The organism is Escherichia sp. MAL-1 (assembly GCF_052948035.1).
On sequence record NZ_CM129609.1, the window covers coordinates 3,358,637 to 3,382,424 of the forward strand.

Genomic DNA, 23,788 nt, shown 5'->3' on the forward strand with positions numbered 1-23,788 from the left:
GAAATGAGTCTGAAAGAAAAAACACAATCTCTGTTTGCCAACGCATTTGGCTACCCTGCCACTCACACCATTCAGGCGCCTGGCCGCGTGAATTTGATTGGTGAACACACCGACTACAACGACGGTTTCGTTCTGCCCTGCGCGATTGATTATCAAACCGTGATCAGTTGTGCACCACGCGATGACCGTAAAGTTCGCGTGATGGCAGCCGATTATGAAAATCAGCTCGACGAGTTTTCCCTCGATGCGCCCATTGTCGCACATGAAAACTATCAATGGGCTAACTACGTTCGTGGCGTGGTGAAACATCTGCAACTGCGTAACAACAGCTTCGGCGGCGTGGACATGGTGATCAGCGGCAATGTGCCGCAGGGTGCCGGGTTAAGTTCTTCCGCTTCACTGGAAGTCGCGGTCGGAACCGTATTGCAGCAGCTTTATCATCTGCCGCTGGACGGCGCACAAATCGCGCTTAACGGTCAGGAAGCAGAAAACCAGTTTGTAGGCTGTAACTGCGGGATCATGGATCAGCTAATTTCCGCGCTCGGCAAGAAAGATCATGCCTTGCTGATCGATTGCCGCTCACTGGGGACCAAAGCAGTTTCCATGCCCAAAGGTGTGGCTGTCGTCATCATCAACAGTAACTTCAAACGTACCCTGGTTGGCAGCGAATACAACACCCGTCGTGAACAGTGCGAAACCGGTGCGCGTTTCTTCCAGCAGCCAGCCCTGCGTGATGTCACCATTGAAGAGTTCAACGCTGTTGCGCATGAACTGGACCCGATCGTGGCAAAACGCGTGCGTCATATACTGACTGAAAACGCCCGCACCGTTGAAGCTGCCAGCGCGCTGGAGCAAGGCGACCTGAAACGTATGGGCGAGTTGATGGCGGAGTCTCATGCCTCTATGCGCGATGATTTCGAAATCACCGTGCCGCAAATTGACACTCTGGTAGAAATCGTCAAAGCTGTGATTGGCGACAAAGGTGGCGTACGCATGACCGGCGGCGGATTTGGCGGCTGTATCGTCGCGCTGATCCCGGAAGAGCTGGTGCCTGCCGTACAGCAAGCTGTCGCTGAACAATATGAAGCAAAAACAGGTATTAAAGAGACTTTTTACGTTTGTAAACCATCACAAGGAGCAGGACAGTGCTGAACGAAACTCCCGCACTGGCACCCGATGGTCAGCCGTACCGACTGTTAACTTTGCGTAACAACGCAGGGATGGTAGTCACGCTGATGGACTGGGGTGCGACTTTACTTTCCGCCCGTATTCCGCTTTCCGATGGCAGCGTCCGCGAGGCGCTGCTCGGCTGTGCCAGCCCGGAATGCTATCAGGATCAGGCCGCGTTTCTGGGGGCCTCTATTGGTCGTTATGCCAACCGTATCGCCAATAGCCGTTATACCTTTGACGGTGAAACCGTGACGCTTTCGCCAAGTCAGGGCGTTAACCAGCTGCACGGCGGGCCGGAAGGGTTCGACAAACGTCGCTGGCAGATTGTGAACCAGAACGATCGTCAGGTGCTGTTTGCCCTGAGTTCAGATGATGGTGATCAGGGCTTCCCGGGTAATCTCGGCGCGACGGTGCAATATCGTCTGACCGACGATAACCGTATCTCCATTACTTATCGCGCCACAGTTGATAAACCTTGCCCGGTGAATATGACTAATCACGTCTATTTCAATCTTGACGGCGAGCAGTCTGACGTGCGCAATCACAAGTTGCAGATTCTGGCGGACGAATATCTGCCGGTTGATGAAGGCGGCATTCCGCACGACGGCCTGAAATCTGTCGCCGGAACGTCTTTTGATTTCCGCAGCGCCAAAATCATCGCCAGTGAGTTTCTTGCCGACGACGATCAGCGCAAAGTGAAAGGTTACGATCACGCATTCTTGTTACAGGCCAAAGGCGATGGCAAGAAAGTGGCGGCGCATGTCTGGTCAGCAGATGAAAAATTGCAGCTGAAGGTCTACACCACCGCTCCGGCTCTGCAATTCTACTCCGGCAACTTCCTCGGCGGCACACCGTCGCGGGGAACCGAACCTTACGCCGACTGGCAAGGGCTGGCTCTGGAAAGCGAGTTTCTACCGGACAGCCCGAACCACCCTGAATGGCCGCAACCGGACTGCTTCCTGCGTCCTGGCGAAGAGTATTCCAGCCTGACGGAATATCAGTTTATTGCTGAGTAATGTTAAGCCCTCGTCATGAGGGCTTTATCTCATATTGTTCAAATCACCAGCAAACACCGACATATTTGCAACTCAATATTCACAACAACCTTACACTGCGCCACTATTTTCGCTATGGTTATGCGTAAGCATTGCTGTTGCTTCGTCGCGGCAATATAATGAGAATTATTATCATTAAAAGATGATTTGAGGAGTAAGTATATGGCTGTAACTAAGCTGGTTCTGGTTCGTCATGGCGAAAGTCAGTGGAACAAAGAAAACCGTTTCACCGGTTGGTACGACGTGGATCTGTCTGAGAAAGGCGTAAGCGAAGCAAAAGCAGCAGGTAAGCTGCTGAAAGAGGAAGGTTACAGCTTTGACTTTGCTTACACTTCTGTGCTGAAACGCGCTATCCATACCCTGTGGAATGTGCTGGACGAACTGGATCAGGCATGGCTGCCCGTTGAGAAATCCTGGAAACTGAACGAACGTCACTACGGTGCGTTGCAGGGTCTGAACAAAGCGGAAACTGCTGAAAAGTATGGCGACGAGCAGGTGAAACAGTGGCGTCGTGGTTTTGCAGTGACTCCGCCGGAACTGACTAAAGATGATGAGCGTTATCCGGGTCACGATCCGCGTTACGCGAAACTGAGCGAGAAAGAACTGCCGCTGACGGAAAGCCTGGCGCTGACCATTGACCGCGTGATCCCTTACTGGAATGAAACTATTCTGCCGCGTATGAAGAGCGGTGAGCGCGTGATCATCGCTGCACACGGTAACTCTTTACGTGCGCTGGTGAAATATCTTGATAACATGAGCGAAGAAGAGATTCTTGAGCTTAATATCCCGACTGGCGTGCCGCTGGTGTATGAGTTCGACGAGAATTTCAAACCGCTGAAACGCTATTATCTGGGTAATGCTGACGAGATCGCAGCGAAAGCAGCGGCGGTTGCAAACCAGGGTAAAGCGAAGTAAACGTCATTCGTTTAAAATGAGAAAGCCGACTGCAAGTGAGTCGGCTTTTTTGTTGCTAACAATGGAGCACATTGCCTGATGCGACGCTGCGCGACTTATCAGGCCTGTGGTGATTCATCGGATACGCCACTCTGACGGCGCATCCGACAATTAAACCTTACCCGCGACGCGCTTTTACTGCATTCGCCAGTTGACGTAACAGAGCATCGGTATCTTCCCAGCCGATGCAGGCATCGGTGATGCTCTTACCGTAGGCCAGCGGCTCCCCGCTCTCGAGGCTCTGATTGCCTTCCACCAGATGGCTTTCCACCATCACGCCAATAATGGCCTTTTCGCCACCGGCAATCTGCTGGCAAACGTCAGCACAAACATCCATCTGCTTTTTGAATTGTTTGGACGAGTTAGCATGGCTGAAATCGATCATCACCTGTGCTGGCAGGCCTGCTTTGTTCAGCCCTTCTTTCACTTCAGCAACGTGCTTCGCGCTGTAGTTAGGCTCTTTACCGCCGCGCAGAATGATATGGCAATCGCCGTTACCGCTGGTATTCACAATCGCCGAATGCCCCCATTTCGTTACGGACAGGAAGCAGTGCGGCGCACCGGCGGCATTAATGGCATCGATAGCCACTTTAATCGTACCGTCGGTGCCATTTTTGAAGCCGACCGGACAAGAAAGCCCTGATGCCAGTTCGCGGTGCACCTGCGATTCGGTGGTACGTGCGCCAATTGCGCCCCAGCTCATCAGGTCAGCGAGATATTGTGGGGTGATCATATCGAGAAACTCACCTGCCGCTGGCAGACCGCTGTCGTTAATATCAAGCAGCAATTTACGGGCTATACGCAGACCGTCGTTGATCTGGAAGCTATTATCCATATGCGGATCGTTAATCAGCCCTTTCCAGCCCACCGTGGTACGCGGCTTTTCAAAATAGACGCGCATTACGATTTCCAGCTCATCTTTCAGCTCTTCACGCAGCGCCAGCAAGCGAGTGGCATACTCTTTTGCCGCGACAGGATCATGAATTGAGCATGGGCCAATCACAACCAACAGGCGATCATCATTACCTTTCAGGATCTTATGGATCGCTTTTCGGGCATGGGCAACCGTATTCGCGGCATTTTCAGTAGCGGGGAATTTTTCCAGCAATGCGACAGGAGGAAGTAACTCTTTGATTTCTTTGATGCGTAAATCGTCGTTCTGATAATTCATGTCTGTTCCAGTGTTGCCATACTTATCTTAGTGAATGCAATACTTCCAATCTATATCTTCCGTCAGAATGTGTAAACGGGGTTTTACACTATGAACGGATTAATCCTGGAATTAGCAAGAAAAACGCCAGATTGTCGCGAAAAACGAGATCTCTCCTACAATTTCTAACTGTAACTCCTTTGTTTGTTAATTATTTCAAGATTCTCTGCTGCGTTTCATAACCTGGCTGAAATCTTAAACCAATGCCTTATATTCACCTGCAAATGCACTGTTGGAAGAGGTTATCCGACATAACGACCATAACAGGAGCATCCTATGAAAATGACAAAACTGGCCACATTATTTCTGACTGCCACTCTAAGCCTTGCCAGCGGTGCCGCACTGGCTGCCGATAGCGGAGCGCAAACTAATAACGGCCAGGCAAACGCCGCAGCTGATGCGGGCCAGGTAGCCCCTGACGCCCGTGAAAATGTCGCGCCAAATAACGTCGACAATAACGGGGTAAATACCGGTTCTGGCGGCACAATGCTGCATTCGGATGGTTCTTCAATGAACAATGACGGAATGACCAAAGATGAAGAGCACAAGAACACCATGTGCAAAGATGGTCGCTGTCCGGATATCAATAAAAAGGTACAAACCGGTGATGGCATCAATAATGATGTCGATACCAAAACCGACGGTACCACGCAGTAACCCTGCAAAATAGCCAATAATGGGAGAGCGGAGTCTCTCCCTTTTAATTTTTCACTTCTAAAAGCAGTATGATGTCATAAAGTTAAGTGAGAATAATTAAGGGATGACTCGTCATGGCGCACTCACACTCACACACGTCCTCACACCTGCCAGAAGATAATAATGCTCGTCGCTTGTTGTATGCTTTCGGCGTGACTGCCGGGTTTATGCTGGTAGAAGTCGTTGGTGGTTTTCTTTCTGGTTCTCTGGCATTGCTGGCCGATGCGGGTCATATGTTGACCGATACTGCCGCCCTGCTTTTCGCCCTACTCGCCGTGCAATTTTCACGTCGTCCTCCCACCATTCGCCACACTTTCGGTTGGCTAAGACTGACCACGCTCGCGGCGTTTGTGAATGCCATAGCCCTCGTGGTAATTACCATTTTGATTGTCTGGGAGGCGATAGAACGCTTCCGCACGCCGCGTCCGGTCGAGGGCGGCATGATGATGGCAATTGCCGTGGCTGGGTTGCTGGCAAATATACTTTCTTTCTGGTTACTTCATCACGGCAGCGAAGAGAAAAACCTCAACGTACGAGCAGCGGCACTGCATGTGCTCGGGGACCTGCTGGGTTCGGTTGGGGCTATTATTGCCGCGTTGATTATTATCTGGACTGGCTGGACACCTGCTGACCCCATTCTCTCGATACTGGTGTCGCTTCTGGTTCTGCGTAGCGCGTGGCGACTGTTGAAAGATAGCGTGAATGAATTACTTGAAGGTGCACCGGTATCGCTGGATATCGCTGAACTGAAGCGTCGTATGTGCCGGGAAATCCCGGAAGTCCGCAATGTGCACCATGTACATGTATGGATGGTAGGCGAGAAGCCGGTGATGACGTTGCATGTGCAGGTGATCCCGCCACACGATCACGATGCCTTGTTGGATCAGATCCAACACTACCTGATGGATCACTATCAGATTGAGCACGCCACCATTCAGATGGAATATCAACCTTGTCATGGGCCAGACTGCCACCTGAATGAAGGGGTGTCTGGCCATTCACATCATCACCATTAATGGGACAGCGCGCGTGAGCCTCTTTCACGTGCGCTGTTGATCCACATCCGGCTGCCGTTGAGCGCAATAAAGGTCAGGATGATGTACTCCAGAGACATGGCGTAAACGCCCTGAAGTGCAAAAATAACGACGCTAATCACGTTAATAATCACCCACAACAGCCAGTTTTCCACATACTTACGCGTCATCAGAATCATTGCCACGATAGATAACACCATCATGCATGAATCCCAGAACGGGAAAGCGTCCGGTTGCAGTTCAGGCATCACAACCTGTAATCCTAATGCTTGCATGATCATGACTGCCACGCGGGTCAAAAATGCAAACACCGGATTGATAAATACCGTCATCAGACCAATCGAAACAACGCAAACCGCCAACCAGCTGAGTGCCTTCGGCAATGGCAACCAGCGAATTTTCAACTCCGCCTCGTTCTGACTGGTTTGTCGCGACCACGCATACCAACCGTAAATATTCGCGGCAAAGAAAAACACCTGTAATAGCAGGCTGGCATACAGCTGAATCTGAAAGAAAATAATGCCAAACAAGGTGACGTTGATCAGGCCAAAGAAGTAGTTGCTGATCTTCTCCAGACTGGCAAGGCCAATACACAGCAACCCGGCGATCGTGCCTACCGCTTCGATCCATGAGAGATCATAACCGCCTGCCCCTATTGGTATATGTACCAGGATATTCTGCACACTAAAAAAATCCATCTTTCCCCCAAAGCGTAACGTTACGCCTTATTATTCGTTATCCACGTAGTGTAGCCGCAAAATCCAGCATACGATTGAGCGGCACCAGCGCCCTCTCTCGCAGCCTTTCTTCAACATGAACCTCGTGATTGCTTCCTTCCTGTTCTAATGCCTCTGCGATGGCCTGAAGGCCATTCATGGCCATCCACGGACAATGCGCGCAGCTGCGGCAGGTTGCACCCTCACCTGCGGTTGGTGCTTCCAGTAACTCTTTATCTGGCACCGCCTGCTGCATTTTGTAGAAAATACCCCGATCGGTTGCCACAATAAGCCTCTGATGTGGCAATGTTTTCGCAGCAGCGATCAGTTGACTGGTGGAACCGACCGCATCCGCCATATCGACAATAGCTTGTGGTGATTCTGGATGCACCAGTATGGCAGCATCCGGGTATTCTTCTTGCAAGCGGGTTAACGCCTGAGTCTTAAATTCATCATGCACAATACAGGCACCCTGCCAGCATAGAATGTCTCCACCCGTCTGTTTTTGCACGTAACGCCCCAGATGTTTGTCGGGTGCCCAGATGATTTTTTCACCCAAACTATCAAGATGATCAATAAGTTCGACGGCAATGCTTGAAGTTACCACCCAATCTGCGCGCGCTTTTACCGCAGCAGAAGTGTTGGCGTAGACGACGACAGTACGATCGGGATGGGCATCGCAAAATGCGTTAAATTCTTCAACAGGGCAGCCGAGATCCAGTGAACATTCAGCCTGAAGTGTCGGCATCAGAATTGTTTTTTCCGGACTGAGAATTTTGGCGGTTTCTCCCATAAATCTCACCCCAGCGACTAACAAAGTAGAAGCGGGATGCTTTGCACCGAAGCGCGCCATTTCCAGAGAATCAGAAATACAGCCACCGGTTTCTTCTGCCAGTTGTTGAATTTCGGGATCGGTATAGTAGTGGGCAACCATCACCGCATTACGTTCTTTTAGCAGACGTTTTATCTTCTCGCGGTAATACGCTTTTTCATCAATGCTTAACGGCGTCGGCTTCGGGGGGAAAGGATAAATCGCCGTGTCTGGATCAAACATTACGCTCATCTTACCATCTCGTTTTACAGGCTTAACGTTAAAACCGACATTAGCGTAATATTCGCTGTTATCGGTGTAATTTGTTTTATATGCTAAACAAGATAGTCGAATGGTGGGGAAAAGTCACTCGAATTACGTATGAGATGCCGAATGCCACACTTTGCGTCTTATTCCTCCGACGTAAAGTTGTTTACGCAGCAAGCGCGGAGTATGTCATCAGGGTCAAGAATTGAAATTGAGAGATGCCTGAATAGCAAAAAAGCGCCTTTAGGGCGCTTTTTTACATTGGTGGGTCGTGCAGGATTCGAACCTGCGACCAATTGATTAAAAGTCAACTGCTCTACCAACTGAGCTAACGACCCCTTGCGGGATTATGCTGCTTTAATCATTCAGGATGGTGGGTCGTGCAGGATGACTGGACTTCGTCTCGCCCTTCGGGCCGTTGCTAACGCAACGTTATCCTTCACGTTCTCTACCAGTAACCACCTTTAAATTGGTGGGTCGTGCAGGATTCGAACCTGCGACCAATTGATTAAAAGTCAACTGCTCTACCAACTGAGCTAACGACCCATATGGGTGTTACCTGAAAGATTTCTACTCGGAACCAATCTTTAAAATTGGTGGCTCGTGCAGGATGACTCGCTTCGCTCGCCCTACGGGCCGTTGCTGGCGTAACGTTATCCTTCACGCTTAACATCTGAGTTTGATGTTAAAACTGGTGGGTCGTGCAGGATTCGAACCTGCGACCAATTGATTAAAAGTCAACTGCTCTACCAACTGAGCTAACGACCCGAGTGGTGGGTGATGACGGGATCGAACCGCCGACCCCCTCCTTGTAAGGGAGGTGCTCTCCCAGCTGAGCTAATCACCCGATACTGCGCTGGATACTACAAACTACTTCCACCGAACCCACCGTAATTAGTGGTGGGTCGTGCAGGATTCGAACCTGCGACCAATTGATTAAAAGTCAACTGCTCTACCAACTGAGCTAACGACCCGGTGGTGGGTGATGACGGGATCGAACCGCCGACCCCCTCCTTGTAAGGGAGGTGCTCTCCCAGCTGAGCTAATCACCCAATACTACGCTGGATACTACAACTAACTATGTTAGTGGTGGGTCGTGCAGGATGACTCGACTTCGTCTCGCCCTTCGGGCCGTTGCTGATGCAACGTTATCCTTCACGTTTTACTACCGCTTCCACCTTAGCGATTGGTGGGTCGTGCAGGATTCGAACCTGCGACCAATTGATTAAAAGTCAACTGCTCTACCAACTGAGCTAACGACCCACTTTTTCGTTGCTTTCGGTTTGTTTGATATCCCGTGGCAACGGCGGCATATATTACTGATTTCAGACTTGAGCGCAACAAAAATTTCGATGCAGATCACTCAACTGCTTATGATTCGCACGACACGACCAGAAATAATGCGACTTCTGGTCGTGTGTTATGCATTACATCGCGTTCAGACGTTTTTGTGCCTGTTTAGCGCCATCAGTACCAGGGTATTTACTGATAACCTGCTGGTATACGGCTTTCGCTTTTGCGGTGTCACCTTTGTCCTGCATGATGACGCCGACTTTAAACATCGCATCAGCAGCCTTTGGTGACTTCGGATAGTTTTTCACTACCGAAGCAAAATAGTACGCCGCATCATCTTTTTTACCCTTGTTGTAGTTTAACTGACCCAGCCAATAATTGGCGTTTGGCAGGTAAGTTGAATCAGGGTAATTTTTGATGAAATTCTGAAATGCCACCATTGCGTCATCCTGGCGGGATTTATCCTGCACCAGCGCAATAGCTGCATTGTAATCCGTGTTTGCATCGCCGCTTTTCACCGGCGCGCCAGCATTCGCAGTACCAGCATCAGCTGTCGGCGTCGTTGATGCCGCCGCACCGCTTTGATCGCTGCTGGTTGATTGCGCCGCTGCACCACCACTGCTGAGGCTGTCGATCTGCAACAGGATCTGCTTTTGCCGCTCCACGACCTGATTCAGTTGATACTGATTTTCCTGAATCTGACCACGCAGGGAATCAATATCGGATTGATTATCAGAAAGTTGTTGCTGGAGTTGGGTTAAAAGCTGGCTGTGAGCATTAGAAATACGCTCAAGTTGAGTGACGCGGTCTTCGACCGAGCCTGAGCCGACACTACTGATTGGTGCCTGAGCAAAAGCGGCCCAGGGGGCCGCTATACCAACCAGTAACGACAGACTCAATAGTTGATGTCTGAAGTTACTGCTCATGCAATTCTCTTAGTAAACCAGTACCGCACGACGGTTTTTGGAGTATGCCGCTTCGTCATGACCCAGTACTGCAGGTTTTTCTTTACCGTAAGAAACGATGGAGATCTGGTCTGCAGAAACGCCTTTACCCTGCAGGTACATCTTAACGGCGTTCGCACGACGTTCACCCAGGGAGATGTTGTATTCCGGAGTACCACGTTCGTCCGCGTGACCTTCTACGGTGACTTTGTAAGACGGGTTGCTACGCAGGAAGTTTGCATGTGCATCCAGCATTTGAGCGAAGTCAGAACGGATATCGTACTTGTCCAGATCGAAGTAAACGATGTTGTTCTGCTGCAGCTGTTGCATTTGCAGACGAGCCTGCTCTTCGGAAGACATGTTGCCGTTGCCGCCGTTCGCATCCATACCAGTGCCGGCACCCAGCATGCCTTCGCTGCCGTCATTGCTGGCGTTCTTGTTGGAAGAACATGCCGCAATTGCCATAACAGGCAGAGCAATCATCAGCCCTTTCAGCACTTTGTTCAGTTGCATTTCAATGATTCCTTTACTATTCAATTAATTATTATCACAGATACGGCGACCAGGCAGGGAATTTGACCTGTCCATCAGTTGCCGGAAGACGCGCTTTGAAACGCCCATCTGTAGAAACCAAATTCAGCACGGATCCCATCCCCTGAGAAGAGCTGTAGATTACCATAGTGCCGTTAGGTGCCAGACTTGGCGTTTCATCCAGGAACGTGGACGACAGAACTTGTACGCCTCCCGTTGCCAGATCTTGTTTGGCAATGTGCTGCTGCCCACCATTGGAGCTGACCATTACCATAAATTTACCGTCGCTGCTGACATCCGCATCCTGGTTCTGCGAACCTTCCCAGGTAATACGTTGTGGCGCACCGCCGTTGATATTCACTTTATAAACCTGCGGACGACCGGCCTGGTCAGAAGTAAATGCCAGGTTCTGGCTATCCGGGAACCAGGTCGGTTCGGTATTGTTACTGCGACCATCAGTCACCTGGCGGATCTGACCAGAAGCCAAATCCATTACGTACAGGTTCAGACTACCGGTTTTCGACAAGGCGAATGCCAGTTTGCTGCCGTCTGGCGAGAATGCAGGTGCACCGTTGTGACGCGGGAATGAAGCCACCTGACGTACAGCGCCATTTGCCAGCGTCTGAATAACCAGCGCGGAACGACCGCTTTCGAAGGTCACATAAGCCAGTTTAGAACCGTCTGGTGACCACGCCGGAGACATCAGCGGCTGCGGTGAACGGTGAACGACAAACTGGTTGTAACCGTCATAGTCAGATACGCGCAGTTCATACGGGAACTGACCGCCGTTGGTCTGAACAACGTAGGCAATACGAGTACGGAACGCACCTTTAATGCCGGTCAGTTTTTCAAACACTTCATCACTGGCGGTATGACCAGCATAACGCAGCCACTGCTTGTTCACTTTGTACGAGTTCTGAGCAAGTACAGTACCCGGTGCGCCGCCAGTGTCAACAAGTTGATAAGCAACATTGTAAGAACCATCCGGATTCGGAGTGACCTGACCGACAACTACAGCGTCAATGCCCAGTGCGGACCATGCAGCTGGTTGTACTTCCTGCGCACTACCCGGCTGCTGTGGCAGACGAGCGCGATCTAACGGATTAAATTTACCGCTGTTACGCAAGTCAGCAGCAACGATGCCGCCAATATCTTCAGGTGCCGCACCAGGCCCCGCCCACTGGAAAGGAACAACACCAATAGGACGACCGGAATCTACACCGCTGTCGATCACAATGCGGACTTCAGCATGCAGAACTGATGCCCACAGTATGAGAAAACCAAATGCTACTCGTAATGCCTGCTTCATCATATCTCCCTTATCTGGACCGATGGCCCACGATAATTTAGCAGAATGTTAACAAACTAAAATACACAAAACTACCAGAACCCCGTGGCAACCGGTGCCTGATGTTGACCGTCCGAACAGTCAACATCGCGATTACGGTTTGAAGTCCAATGGCGCGTTTTTGAACACTTCATATACTGCCTGGCTTGGTGGTTTCGGGATCTTCGCAAGTTTAGCTGCTGCCAACGCAGCCTGACAAAGTGCGGGATCGCCACCTTCAGGTTTGATATCCAGTAACATACCATCGGGTGCCAGTTTTATGCGCAGCGTACAGGTTTTGCCTGCATAGGACGATGCGTCATAGAACTTACTTTCGATAGCAGATTTAATCTGCCCGGCATAGTTATTGATATCGGCCCCTGATGCGCCATTGTTTTTAGTATTACCACTCCCGGCAGGCGAAGCATTGTTCCCTTTCGCCCCTCCCCCCGTTTTCGGTGCATTCTTACCAGAGCTTAGCTCACCGAAAATATCATCTGCCTCTGCGGCCGCTTTTGCTGCAGCGGCTTTTTCAGCTGCAGCTTTTGCCGCTGCCGCTTTTTTGTCTGCGGCGGCTTTTTCTGCCGCTGCTTTCTTATCAGCTGCTGCCTTTTCAGCAGCCGCTTTTTCTGCTGCTTTTTTGTCGGCTGCAGCTTTCTCTGCTGCCGCTTTCTTATCAGCTGCAGCCTTTTCAGCAGCCGCTTTTTCTGCTGCTTTTTTGTCGGCTGCAGCTTTCTCTGCTGCCGCTTTCTTATCAGCTGCAGCCTTTTCAGCAGCCGCTTTCTTCTCAGCTTCTGCTTTGGCTTTTTCAGCAGCTTCAGTTGCCGCTTTCTTTCTTGCTTCAGCTGCAGCTGCTTCTGCCGCTTCCGCTTTCTTCTTCAGTGCCGCAGCGGCTGCCTCGGCTTTTTTCTGCGCTTCGGCTGCGGCTTTGGCGGCTTCTGCTTCTGCTTTTTTCTTTGCGTCTGCAGCCGCTTTCTTCGCTGCTTCTTCCGCAGCTTTAGCATCTGCTTCGGCCTTCGCTTTAGCATCTGCCGCCGCTTTCGCTGCCGCCTCTTCAGCTTGCTTCTGCTTTAACTCGGCCTGTTTTGCGGCTTCTTCAGCCTGCTTTTTCTGCTCCTGAGCCGCTAACCGCTCTTTCTCAAGTTGCTTCAGGCGTTCCTGTTCAGCCGCTTGTTTCTCACGCAGTTCTTCAGCAGCCTGCTGTTCCTTCATCTTGCGCTGTTCATCAGAACGCTTCGCGCTTGATTCCTGGCTTTGCATGCGTTTGTACTGCTCAACTACCGCACCTGAATCAACCATGACAGCGTCGATGGACGAACCACCGCCGCCTCCGGCTGAAGCTTCTATATTCTCATCGAACGAACTCCAGATCAGCGCCGCAAATAAGATGGCATGCAGCACTGCTGAAATAATTATCGCCCGCTTGAGCTTGTCGTTTTGTTCGGTTGCCTTTGACACTCTCGGTTTCCAAAAACTGTTCGCCTGTTACCCGCTCTCTTTCAAGCAAGGGAAACGCAGATGTTTAGATAGGCTGCGTCATTAAACCAACCGATTTCACACCCGCACTATGTAACAAGTTCAGTGCTTTAATTATTTCATCGTAAGGCACATCTTTTGCGCCACCGATCAGAAAGACCGTTTTCGGGTTGGCCTTGAAACGGCTGGACACTTCCGCCACCACCTGCTCTGGTGGTAAACGCTCCAGGCGATCTTTCTCAACCACCACGGTGTACTGACCAATACCAGACACTTCAACAATCACTGGCGGATTATCGTTACTGCTCACCGCCTGTGATTCAGTAGCGTCTGGCAGATCGACCTCCACGCTCTGGGTGATGATGGGCGCTGTCGCCATAAAGATCAGCAACAGCACCAGCAGTACGTCCAGCAACGGTACAATGTTGATTTCGGACTTGAGATCGCGACGACCTCGTCCACGCGCTCTGGCCATGGCTTACCCCTTGTTGCTCTCGCTAACGGTAAACGCCTGGCGGTGCAGAATCGCGGTAAACTCTTCCATAAAGTTGTCGTAATTCAGTTCCAGTTTGTTTACGCGCTGGTTGAGGCGGTTGTAGGCCATAACTGCCGGGATAGCGGCAAACAGACCAATTGCAGTCGCAATCAACGCTTCTGCGATACCGGGCGCAACCATTTGCAGTGTTGCTTGTTTTACCGCCCCGAGGGCGATAAAGGCGTGCATGATCCCCCAGACCGTACCAAACAGACCAATATACGGGCTGATGGAGCCAACCGTACCGAGGAACGGAATGTGCGTTTCCAGATTTTCAAGTTCACGGTTCATGGAGATACGCATAGCACGCGACGCCCCTTCCACTACGGCTTCCGGCGCATGGCTATTGGCACGATGCAGGCGCACAAACTCTTTGAACCCGCTGTAAAAGATTTGTTCCGAACCAGTCAGATTATCCCGTTTCCCCTGGCTCTCTTGATAGAGGCGAGAGAGTTCGATTCCAGACCAGAATTTATCTTCAAACGCTTCGGCTTCGCGCGCCGCTGCGTTAAGAATACGGGTCCGCTGGATAATAATGGCCCAAGATGCGATTGAAAAACCAATCAAAATCAACATGATAAGTTTAACCAGAAGGCTAGCCTTCAGGAACAAATCAAGGATATTCATGTCAGTCACTGCTTAAACTCCGCGACAATAGACTTGGGAAGCGCACGAGGCTTCATTTTGAGTGGGTCAACGCAAACAACCAGAACCTCTGCTTCATTCAGCAAAGTATTCTCGGCGTTGACAATACGTTGCGTGAAAACCAAAGAGGTGCCACGCATTGATGTTATTTCAGTCTGTATTTCGAGCATATCGTCGAGCCGCGCAGGTGCGTAATATTCCACCGTCATTTTACGTACCACAAAGGCAACGCGTTCAGCCATCAGCGCCTGCTGACTGAAGTGATGATGACGCAGCATCTCTGTGCGTGCTCTTTCATAAAAAGCGACGTAACTGGCGTGGTACACCACACCACCGGCATCGGTATCTTCATAGTAGACGCGAACCGGCCATCGAAACAGCGTTGTATTCACTTTACATCCCGGTAATGCAACAAAAGTTAGAGCTTTTAAACGCTGCTACTATACGCGCGCGATTGAGGTTTGGGAATGAGGGCAAGTTAAGGGAGCGTAAAAATTTATGGGCCTGGAGCGGCCCATAATTTTTTAAAGAGAATTCTGATTTAAAAGAAGAAGAAAATCAGCCCGACAATGAGAACAATATCGGCAAGCAATGGGCAAAAAATCCCTTGCCAAAGAACCTTCTGCGGACGAAAGCCCACGCCGTGAATCACACCAGCACAGACGGCCCACATCAGCAATAAACCATGCCAGATTTCCAGTTCACTGGTCTTCGCGGCAAAACGAGATGGGTCCCAAAACATACATCCTGCTAACAGAAGCGCCATCACGAAGGAAAGCGCCCGCAGGGGGCGCTTGTCCATTACCGCATACAAAGTCGCGATAATCTTACTCATCAGATGTCTTCTTGACCGGCTTTGCCTGATTCGACGTGTTCAAGCGCCAGCGCGGTGATTACCCCAAACGAACAGGCAAGAAGCGTTCCCAGAATCCATGCGAAATACCACATTTTTAGCTCCTTACTTAGTACAGAGAGTGGGTGTTACGTTCAATATCTTCTTTGGTGATACGACCGAACATTTTCCAGTAACACCAGGCGGTGTAGAGCAGAATGATCGGTACCAGAACCACCGCAACCCAGGTCATGACGTTAAGCGTCAGCTGGCTGGAAGTTGCATCCCACATTGTCAGACTTGCGTTCATCATGGTGCTGGACGGCATCACAAACGGGAACATTGCGATACCGGCTGTCAGGATGATGCAGGCCAGCGTCAGGGAGGAGAACACAAACGCCCACGCGGCTTTATCCATACGTGCAGTCAGGATGGTCAGCAGCGGCAGAACCACACCCAGTGCCGGAATAGCCCACAGAATTGGCGTGTTGTTGAAGTTAACCAGCCATGCGCCAGCTTCACGAACCACTTCTTTATTCAGTGGGTTAGAGGCTGCGTAATGGTCCATTGTCGATTTCACGACATAACCATCGATACCGTACATCACCCATACGCCAGCCAGTGCGAAACAGACCAGTGTCACCAGCGCAGCCACCTGAGCCGTTGCACGGGTACGCAGGTGCAGTTCGCCCACGGTACGCATTTGCAGATAGGTTGCGCCCTGAGTAATGATCATCCCTACGCTCACCACGCCTGCCAGCAGGCCGAACGGGTTAAGCAACTGGAAGAAGTTACCGGTGTAGTACAGACGCAGATATTCATCAACGTTGAACGGTACGCCCTGCAACAGGTTACCGAACGCTACACCAATTACCAGCGGCGGAACGAAGCTACCAATGAAGATGCCCCAGTCCCACATGTTACGCCAGCGGGTTTCTTCAATCTTGGAGCGGTAGTCAAAACCGACCGGACGGAAGAACAAAGACGCCAGCACGAGGATCATCGCCACATAGAAGCCGGAGAACGCAGCGGCATAGACCATCGGCCAGGCAGCAAAGAGTGCGCCGCCCGCGGTGATCAGCCAAACCTGGTTACCGTCCCAGTGTGGTGCAATGGAGTTAATCATAATTCGACGCTCGGTGTCGTTACGACCGAGGAAACGGGTGAGCATGCCCACCCCCATGTCGAAACCGTCAGTGACTGCAAAACCAATCAGCAGAACGCCAACCAGCAGCCACCAGATAAAACGCAATACTTCATAATCGATCATTTGACGACTCCTGTCTTAGCGTGCCGGCTGAGTAGTCGTGGAAGACTGCTCAAAGTGATAGCGACCGGTTTTCAGGCTGCTTGGGCCGAGGCGTGCAAACTTGAACATTAAGAACAATTCTGCCACCAGGAACAGGGTATACAGGCCGCAAATCAGCACCATTGAGAAGATGAGATCGCCTGCGGTCAGTGACGAGTTCGCCACAGCTGTCGGCAGCACTTCACCGATAGCCCACGGTTGGCGGCCATATTCAGCCACGAACCAGCCCGCTTCTACAGCAATCCACGGCAGCGGAATACCGTACAGCGCGGCGCGCAGAAGCCATTTTTTCTCGCCAATGCGGTTGCGGATGACACTCCAGAAAGAGAGCGCGATGATTGCCAGAAGCAGGAAGCCACACGCCACCATGATACGGAACGCAAAGTACAGCGGCGCTACACGCGGGATGGAGTCTTTGGTTGCCTGTTGAATCTGCGCTTCAGTCGCATCAGCCACGTTTGGCGTATAGCGTTTCAGCAGCAGACCGTAACCGAGGTCTTTCTTCATGCTATTGAACTGGTCACGAACCGCCTGGTCGGTAGAACCAGAACGCAGTTGTTCGAGCAGAGAGTACGCCTTCATCCCGTTACGAATGCGTTCTTCATGCTGCACCATCAGCTCTTTCAGGCCGATAACCGGGGTATCCACGGAACGCGTTGCAATGATGCCCAGTGCGTAAGGGATCTGAATCGCAAATTTGTTCGTCTCCTCTTCCTGATCAGGAATGCCGAACAGAGTAAAGGCAGCAGGCGCAGGTTGCGTTTCCCACTCGGCTTCAATAGCAGCCAGTTTGGTTTTCTGCACGTCGCCCATTTCGTAGCCGGATTCATCACCCAGAACAATAACAGACAGAACAGCAGCCATACCGAAGCTGGCAGCGATAGCAAAGGAGCGTTTAGCGAAGGCGAAGTCACGACCTTTCAGCATATACCATGCGCTGATACCGAGGATGAACATCGCGCCAGTCACATAACCAGACGCTACAGTGTGAACGAATTTCACCTGAGCAACCGGGTTAAGCACCAGCTCGGAGAAGCTCACCATCTCCATACGCATAGTTTCAAAGTTGAAATCGGACGCGATTGGGTTTTGCATCCAGCCGTTCGCAACCAGAATCCACAGTGCGGACAGGTTTGAACCGAGCGCCACCAGCCAGGTGACACACATATGCTGAACTTTACCCAGACGATCCCAACCGAAGAAGAACAGACCTACAAAGGTGGATTCGAGGAAGAAGGCCATCAGACCTTCGATTGCCAGCGGCGCACCGAAGATATCCCCTACATAGTGGGAATAGTAAGACCAGTTAGTCCCGAACTGGAACTCCATGGTCAGACCGGTAGCCACACCCAGAGCGAAGTTGATACCAAACAACTTGCCCCAGAACTTGGTCATATCTTTATAAATCTGTTTGCCGGAGAGGACGTAGACCGTTTCCATAATGGCCAGCAGGAACGCCATACCGAGCGTCAGTGGCACAAAAAGGAAGTGGTACATCGCGGTCAAGGCAAACTGTAAGCGCGACAGTTCGACTATATCTAACATCATGACTCCTTGCTCATCGCATGAAGACTCCGAGAGTGAACCCCGTTAGAAAGGGTCACACGCATGCCCCAATAGAAATTTGTTTGAACACTTTCATCATACCATGTGAATGCACACAAAAACGGCGTAAAGAAAGGTTGCAAACATGTTAATAAAAACTCAAATTGATCCCACGTATATATTACGCCGCAAAATCCTTACAATAAACAGGTTTTTGTTGAAGCAAATTTGCATTTTTCGACGGTGATCAATTTATAGCTAAATTACCGCCTTTCAGCCAATTTGATCGAGAACAATTTATCTCTTTTTGATGCCCATTTCCAAGACTTATACATTGATAAATATCAATTCCTACAAATTATGTTAATCATGTTTCAATAAGGTAACTTTAGTGACATTTATGTTTAAAATGTGTGAGTTATAAGGCTGAAATTAGTTTCGGTTGGCAATTAAAGATAAAAAGAGACGAAGCAAAAACAGCACGGTTGACCTTAATTCTTTTTTTGGTCACTGGCTAATACGACGCAGAGTTTCAGGATTACTAATAAAGGCATAAATCCACCCCGCTAATATTAACATTTAATTAACTTATAATTATATTATAATTAACTCACCCAGGGTTATTATTTTGTTAAAAATAAAGCCACATATACGTGGCTTGAGAGTGAAGATAAACGCAAAATTACCTGATGCGCTACGCTTGCCAGTGTCTACATCATCTCTGCAATATATTGAATTTGCCTGCTTTTGTAGACCGAATAAAGCGTTCATGCCGTATCCGGCATGAACAAAGCGCCCTTTGTCAACAATCTGGCCGCGCATATGTGGCTTCGGTTTGATTGCTATTCAGGCAAGCCGGTAACTGAACGTCCGTGACTGGCCGGGTAAAAAAGGCCCCGATAGATTTGAACCTTGATTTTCCTCGGTGGTAATGTATTCATCCATCATCGTTTCTGAGCAAGAAATCACCTCGCGACTGAAAGCAACAGTCGCATCACAGGTTGCTGATTCAGCCGGATTAAACAGCCGTAAAATCACTTCTTGTCGGTCTTCAGCTTTCTTAAGTGCGCTTATCAGGCATCCCACTGGGGGCATTTTCAACAAACTATAACTTTCCGGCACGTTGAATCCGGCTTTGTTGAGCTTCATCACATCCCATGGGATTTTGTTGTAACACTGTACTGGAGTCAGCCATGCTCGCGCCTGCTGAGCTACACCAGCGGCGGTTGGCGTACCGGTATAACTCAATAAACTTAGGCGACAAGAAAGCAGACCACGTAGTTGTGAGTCCGGGACTGGCATTTTAATTCCCGAAGGCCGCCCAGGCCTTAAAAGCAGATCTTCTTTGCCCAGTAAGCCCACGCCACGCAGCAACGTAATGGCAAAGGTTTTCTTCTCTTCACCGATGACTTCAAATTCACGTAACCCTTCGCTAAAGACAGCCATGCCGTTACGCCCTTCCTGTAAGGCAACATAGTTGAGCATATTCCATACCGGAACCGGCGCTTCTTTCCAGCCTTCTTGCTGCCAGTTGTTCATTGCACTGTCGTTCACGGGGCGCGTTAGCGAACCAAACTGCGTATCTGCCAGAACACTGTCGGTGTTAAAAGGTGTAGGGACCAGGACACGAAGGCGATGATCGTCAGCCTGGTTATCAAGATTGATATCCACATCAATACGCCTGCTGTTATGACTAAGAGTGACAACCAACACCACCCCTACTCTGCCAGTGGATTGCCGGGCGCTGCGTTCTGACAAATTGAGCGGCACTGCCATGTCATAGCGGATAACAGCCCTGCTCTGCCAGGCTTCATGAATAATATCGCATTGCGGTTTCGCGTTCGCTGCGGTAATTACCCACTCTTCTTTTGCGGGTGAATAGTCATATTCATCACCATCATCAGAGCTTTCTTCAATTTGCAATACCCGGTCATAGCGCACACCGCTGTCTTTATCTACCAGTTGCAGAGAACCATCCTCATTGAGCGCAATTTGCCAGAAAGCATTTTCCAGTATCCCTTCAGCGTCACTTTTTGCCGCAATCACGTTGCCAGGCTGATTCGCTTCGATATAAAGCGTGCGATAGCCCATAGAAGGGACAATCTGGTTGATCTGTATATCAAACTCCATAAAGGGATCGTAATTACCGTAATGAACTATTTGCCGATCGATTAGGCCTGGATCGATCTCACGGGCATGGCGAATAAAATACGGTACAGGCTGACCGCGATCGTCCCGCAAATTAAACTGGCTGGCGCGCAGCCGCACAGTGGTGTTGATAACTTCTTCACGCGGCCAGGGCATCAGGTTAAACAGGACGAGTTTGTCGGCGTCGCTCTGCGGCATGTTGTCGGCAATTTTGCGCATGTAGAAACGAATCAGATTATCCGCCATGTCTTCAGCCAGTTCGAAGCGGGCGACGATTTCGCGATGAACTTTGTCACTACAGCAGCAGCCGATACTGTCGTGGGCATGATTTTTTAAGATCTCTTTCCACATTTTCTCCAGCAAGCCGTGGTGGTATTCAAAACCCAACGTCCAGGCCAGTGTTGCCAGCGGTTCCAGCAGATTAACAATCTTATTTTCAATACGCGCGTGGGCAATTTTGATATCCATACGCGTAGAACCGATGGTGCGATGCACGCGCATATATTTGCCATCAATAAATTCCCCTTTCAGGGTTGCCAGATTATCTCGCTGCGCTTCGATCTTCTCAAATACCTCTTCAAAGCGGCTCATCACAAACTTACGTTGAGGGTAGATCTCACGTAGCTTATCCATCACTTCGAAGATATTTTGCTGCAATGGCATCTGGTCATGCCCATTCGGCAGCAAAATCTCTTTGGTTACAGACGCTTTTTCCAGCACGTCAAAATAACTGTCGAGGCGTTTACGTAATCCGTTTTCGTCGGCAGGTAAGTACTTACCGATGGCGTAGCCCAGCGGCAGCACCTGCGCCGTCACTTCGCTACCGTCACTGCTTTGCCACAAAAACTCGGTTTTATCAGTACCGTGGCGCTCCGAACATCCGCGCCAGAACATGGTGCGGGTAATGCCAAATCCATTGTAGATATGCGGCAGTTGCCCGGACATGCCAAAGGAATCTGGTAAATAACCTATTTTCATCGGCTCGCCAAACGCGAGGCAGTCACGCATTCCGTACATCAGATTACGGACGATGGATTCCGCAGAAACAATCGTGGTATCGGTCTGGGTATACCAGGGGCCGATAATCAACTTGCCGGCTTCTACCTGTTTCTTCACACGGTCTTTGTTTTCCGGTTTCACCGCGAAATAATCTTCGAGGATCGCCGTTTGCCCGTCGAGTACGTAATATTTGTATTCGTTGTCCTGTTCCAGTCGGCACAGGATCTCTTCCATATTATTGACCAGCAGAATACGTGACTCTTCGGTGGTGAAATACCACTCTCGATCCCAGTGCATATGCGGGGTGATGTGAACGCGAGATACTGCTTTCATCGTCGTTTCCTTTTTGTTTATGGCATTACGCCATCAGTCAGATAGTTGCCATGCTTAACCGCGTGACGCCGCCACATCAGGAGAATTGCAGTCGAGATTGCAGCCCCCACCAATGCCGCGCCAAACCAGCCAATTGCCGCCATAACACCGCCCGCGCCATTATCATGAAGTAAAAAGAGCGAGAAAATGCCGGCACCGGGTGTCGAAAGGCCGATATTCATCGCACCGACAATAGCGCCCGTTACCATAGAGCCCAGCACAAACGAACCAATAACCCGCAGCGGATCTTCAATCGCCATCGGGATCGCCCCTTCGGTAATACCTGCCAGCCCTAACAGCCAGGTGGATTTCCCGGTCTCAATTTCAAACTCTTTAAACAGGCGCGGTGCGAGCATCGTGGAAGCGGTTACGGTAAATGCCGAAACCATTTTGACGGAGGCGAAAATGGCATACGGGCCGTAAACGCCGTTCGCCATTGCGCCCAGGCAGAATGCATAAGCGGCTTTATTCACTGGCCCTCCAAGGTCAAAGGAACACATAAAACCGAGAATGGCACCCAGCAACAGCGCGTTACTTCCTGACAGACCGTTCAGCCAGGCGGTAAGCGAGTTATTGATCCAGGCGACAGGTTCCCCCACCACAAACAGCATCAGACTGCCCGCTCCCAACGTACCGAGCACCGGGTAGAGATAAAAAGTCAGGAATCCATTGAATTTACTGCTAAGACGCAAGTGATTTTTCACCCAGCGCATCAAGTAACCGGCTATCAATCCGCCAACGACCGCGCCGAGAAACCCGGAGCCGATCATGTTGGCGGCAAGTCCAGCCGCAAAGCCTGGCGCTAACGCCGGTTTATCTGCCAGAGAATAGGCGGTATAGGCCGCGAGCACCGGTACCATCAAAATTCCGAGCAGCCCGCCGCCCAGCTTGCGGTACATCCACAGCCAGGAGTTTTCTTCATTAAACAGATCTTGTAGCCCGAAGATTTGCGACAGTAATACCGCGACCGCCAGCACCGTGCCCCCCGCGACAATCAACGGTACGGCAAAAGAGATTCCGCTCAACAGTGCCTGTTTCAGCTCCGTTTTGACACTTTTCACCGGTTGCGTATCTTGCTGTACGGTACGCGTCTCATCGCTACGCTTGAGGGTAAGCGCTTGTTGGATCAACGCTTCTGCATGGCGAATCGGCTCGGCAACAGGCACTGAAAGCGCGGGAATGCCATTAAAACGCTCACTCTCCTTGATGGCGACTTCAGCCGCAAAAATACAGGCGGTTGCACTATTGAGTTGATCCGCCGTTAAACGCCCTTCAATGCCGTTAGCGCCTTGTTTTTCAACGTAAACATTTACGCCGAGTTTGCGTCCGGCTTTTTCCAGATATTCCGCAGCCATATAGGTGTGAGCAATACCCGCCGGACAGGCCGTTACGCAGACGATAGTTGGCGCGTTGGAAAAAGAGGCAGAAGGTTGCGTGCCTCCCTTGTCATCCAGCGCCGAGAGCAACTCATCAGGCGTCGTCGCCGACTGTATACGCGCCCGAATCTCATCATCCGCAAGGCGCGTGGTCAGCGCTGTCAGCAGTTGCATATGCGTAGTACCCGCTTCATTGGGGGGAATCGCCAGCAGCACCACTAAATCAACTGCTTCCGGGCCATCAACGCCTTCCCACTGAAGCGGCTCGCTGAGTGTGGCGACCGCAAACGCCGCTTCTTTTACCGCAGCAGTTTTGCCATGCGGCACAGCCAACCCTTCACCTAAGGCGGTCGGGCCAAGGCTTTCACGGCGATACACTTCTTCCAGAAATTGCTCAGTACTGGAAATTTTCCCCAGAGCAGCAAGACGTTGAGTCAACACGTGGATGGCCTCTTCACGGCTGGTAAAGCGCGCATTCAGACACAACGCATCGCGGTGGGTCAGAGTCGTCAGATTCATCATGATCCTCACTTGATCGTTTTT

At 50.6% G+C, this 23,788-nt stretch carries 21 protein-coding genes and 7 tRNA genes; 5 read left to right on the plus strand and 23 right to left on the minus strand.

Going from position 1 to position 23,788, the window contains the following annotated elements; translation table 11 throughout:
* Positions 1-3: 3 nt before the first annotated feature.
* From galK to gpmA, 3 genes are all read left to right on the plus strand, one after another.
* Entirely contained in the window at positions 4-1,152 is a 1,149-nt protein-coding gene (gene galK / locus ACU8XX_RS16775; RefSeq protein ID WP_000053415.1) for a galactokinase, read from the plus strand.
* Complete coding sequence (galM, locus tag ACU8XX_RS16780; protein ID WP_000931389.1) at positions 1,146-2,186, plus strand: galactose-1-epimerase; 1,041 nt, start codon at positions 1,146-1,148, stop codon at positions 2,184-2,186. The genes galK and galM overlap by 7 nt, the downstream gene beginning before the upstream one ends.
* Before the next feature lie 201 nt (positions 2,187-2,387).
* Positions 2,388-3,140: a 2,3-diphosphoglycerate-dependent phosphoglycerate mutase gene (gene gpmA, locus ACU8XX_RS16785; protein WP_001295305.1), complete on the plus strand. Its 753-nt coding sequence runs from the start codon at positions 2,388-2,390 to the stop codon at positions 3,138-3,140.
* Between the two features lie 157 nt (positions 3,141-3,297).
* On the opposite strand, the gene aroG is transcribed toward gpmA, so the two are convergent.
* Positions 3,298-4,350: a 3-deoxy-7-phosphoheptulonate synthase AroG gene (gene aroG / locus ACU8XX_RS16790; protein WP_001109196.1), complete on the minus strand. Its 1,053-nt coding sequence runs from the start codon at positions 4,348-4,350 to the stop codon at positions 3,298-3,300.
* Between the two features lie 315 nt (positions 4,351-4,665).
* Here aroG and ACU8XX_RS16795 point away from each other — a divergent pair, with 315 nt between their 5' ends.
* Both ACU8XX_RS16795 and zitB read left to right on the plus strand, forming a co-directional pair.
* Positions 4,666-5,046, plus strand: a complete 381-nt coding sequence (locus ACU8XX_RS16795) for a YbgS-like family protein (protein WP_000784351.1) — start codon at positions 4,666-4,668, stop codon at positions 5,044-5,046.
* Positions 5,047-5,159: 113 nt separating this feature from the next.
* Positions 5,160-6,101, plus strand: a complete 942-nt coding sequence (zitB, locus tag ACU8XX_RS16800; protein ID WP_000951292.1) for a CDF family zinc transporter ZitB — start codon at positions 5,160-5,162, stop codon at positions 6,099-6,101.
* On the opposite strand, the gene pnuC is transcribed toward zitB, so the two are convergent.
* From pnuC to mngA, 22 genes are all read right to left on the minus strand, one after another.
* A complete protein-coding gene (pnuC, locus tag ACU8XX_RS16805) occupies positions 6,098-6,817 on the minus strand; it encodes a nicotinamide riboside transporter PnuC (RefSeq protein ID WP_000345410.1) in 720 nt (239 codons plus the stop codon). The genes zitB and pnuC overlap by 4 nt on opposite strands.
* 37 nt (positions 6,818-6,854) lie before the next feature.
* Positions 6,855-7,898 carry a quinolinate synthase NadA gene (gene nadA / locus ACU8XX_RS16810; RefSeq protein ID WP_000115291.1) on the minus strand — a complete coding sequence of 348 codons (1,044 nt, stop codon included), beginning with the start codon at positions 7,896-7,898 and terminating at the stop codon, positions 6,855-6,857.
* A gap of 277 nt (positions 7,899-8,175) precedes the next feature.
* Positions 8,176-8,251, minus strand: a tRNA-Lys gene (locus ACU8XX_RS16815).
* A 132-nt stretch (positions 8,252-8,383) separates the two neighbouring features.
* A tRNA-Lys gene (locus ACU8XX_RS16820) sits at positions 8,384-8,459 on the minus strand.
* A gap of 146 nt (positions 8,460-8,605) precedes the next feature.
* Positions 8,606-8,681: transfer RNA gene (locus ACU8XX_RS16825), tRNA-Lys, on the minus strand.
* A gap of 3 nt (positions 8,682-8,684) precedes the next feature.
* Positions 8,685-8,760 (minus strand) — tRNA-Val (locus ACU8XX_RS16830).
* Between the two features lie 51 nt (positions 8,761-8,811).
* A tRNA-Lys gene (locus tag ACU8XX_RS16835) sits at positions 8,812-8,887 on the minus strand.
* A 2-nt stretch (positions 8,888-8,889) separates the two neighbouring features.
* Positions 8,890-8,965, minus strand: a tRNA-Val gene (locus ACU8XX_RS16840).
* Between the two features lie 135 nt (positions 8,966-9,100).
* Positions 9,101-9,176 (minus strand) — tRNA-Lys (locus tag ACU8XX_RS16845).
* Positions 9,177-9,340: 164 nt separating this feature from the next.
* Positions 9,341-10,132 (minus strand): cell division protein CpoB, encoded by a 792-nt coding sequence (gene cpoB, locus ACU8XX_RS16850; RefSeq protein ID WP_000097580.1) that lies wholly within the window; start codon positions 10,130-10,132, stop codon positions 9,341-9,343.
* A gap of 9 nt (positions 10,133-10,141) precedes the next feature.
* Positions 10,142-10,663: a peptidoglycan-associated lipoprotein Pal gene (pal, locus tag ACU8XX_RS16855; RefSeq protein WP_001295306.1), complete on the minus strand. Its 522-nt coding sequence runs from the start codon at positions 10,661-10,663 to the stop codon at positions 10,142-10,144.
* 34 nt (positions 10,664-10,697) lie between these two features.
* The gene (gene tolB / locus ACU8XX_RS16860; RefSeq protein ID WP_001295307.1) at positions 10,698-11,990 is read right to left on the minus strand and encodes a Tol-Pal system beta propeller repeat protein TolB; all 1,293 of its coding nucleotides are present in this window, start codon (positions 11,988-11,990) and stop codon (positions 10,698-10,700) included.
* A gap of 132 nt (positions 11,991-12,122) precedes the next feature.
* Positions 12,123-13,466, minus strand: a complete 1,344-nt coding sequence (gene tolA / locus ACU8XX_RS16865; RefSeq protein ID WP_073527434.1) for a cell envelope integrity protein TolA — start codon at positions 13,464-13,466, stop codon at positions 12,123-12,125.
* Positions 13,467-13,530: 64 nt separating this feature from the next.
* Positions 13,531-13,959 carry a colicin uptake protein TolR gene (tolR, locus tag ACU8XX_RS16870; protein ID WP_000090097.1) on the minus strand — a complete coding sequence of 143 codons (429 nt, stop codon included), beginning with the start codon at positions 13,957-13,959 and terminating at the stop codon, positions 13,531-13,533.
* Positions 13,960-13,962: 3 nt separating this feature from the next.
* Positions 13,963-14,655 carry a Tol-Pal system protein TolQ gene (gene tolQ, locus ACU8XX_RS16875; RefSeq protein WP_000131314.1) on the minus strand — a complete coding sequence of 231 codons (693 nt, stop codon included), beginning with the start codon at positions 14,653-14,655 and terminating at the stop codon, positions 13,963-13,965.
* The gene (gene ybgC, locus ACU8XX_RS16880; protein ID WP_001098384.1) at positions 14,652-15,056 is read right to left on the minus strand and encodes a tol-pal system-associated acyl-CoA thioesterase; all 405 of its coding nucleotides are present in this window, start codon (positions 15,054-15,056) and stop codon (positions 14,652-14,654) included. The genes tolQ and ybgC overlap by 4 nt, the downstream gene beginning before the upstream one ends.
* A 149-nt stretch (positions 15,057-15,205) precedes the next feature.
* Complete coding sequence (gene ybgE, locus ACU8XX_RS16885; protein WP_000034602.1) at positions 15,206-15,499, minus strand: cyd operon protein YbgE; 294 nt, start codon at positions 15,497-15,499, stop codon at positions 15,206-15,208.
* Complete coding sequence (gene cydX / locus ACU8XX_RS16890; protein WP_000270282.1) at positions 15,499-15,612, minus strand: cytochrome bd-I oxidase subunit CydX; 114 nt, start codon at positions 15,610-15,612, stop codon at positions 15,499-15,501. Before cydX ends, ybgE begins: the two co-directional genes overlap by 1 nt.
* A 14-nt stretch (positions 15,613-15,626) precedes the next feature.
* The gene (gene cydB, locus ACU8XX_RS16895; RefSeq protein ID WP_000568275.1) at positions 15,627-16,766 is read right to left on the minus strand and encodes a cytochrome d ubiquinol oxidase subunit II; all 1,140 of its coding nucleotides are present in this window, start codon (positions 16,764-16,766) and stop codon (positions 15,627-15,629) included.
* Positions 16,767-16,781: 15 nt separating this feature from the next.
* Positions 16,782-18,350 carry a cytochrome ubiquinol oxidase subunit I gene (gene cydA / locus ACU8XX_RS16900; protein ID WP_000884361.1) on the minus strand — a complete coding sequence of 523 codons (1,569 nt, stop codon included), beginning with the start codon at positions 18,348-18,350 and terminating at the stop codon, positions 16,782-16,784.
* A gap of 846 nt (positions 18,351-19,196) precedes the next feature.
* Positions 19,197-21,830 (minus strand): mannosylglycerate hydrolase, encoded by a 2,634-nt coding sequence (gene mngB, locus ACU8XX_RS16905; RefSeq protein ID WP_112033992.1) that lies wholly within the window; start codon positions 21,828-21,830, stop codon positions 19,197-19,199.
* 17 nt (positions 21,831-21,847) lie between these two features.
* Positions 21,848-23,764, minus strand: coding sequence for a PTS 2-O-a-mannosyl-D-glycerate transporter subunit IIABC (gene mngA / locus ACU8XX_RS16910; protein ID WP_001300489.1), 1,917 nt, complete (start codon positions 23,762-23,764; stop codon positions 21,848-21,850).
* Positions 23,765-23,788: the final 24 nt, after the last annotated feature.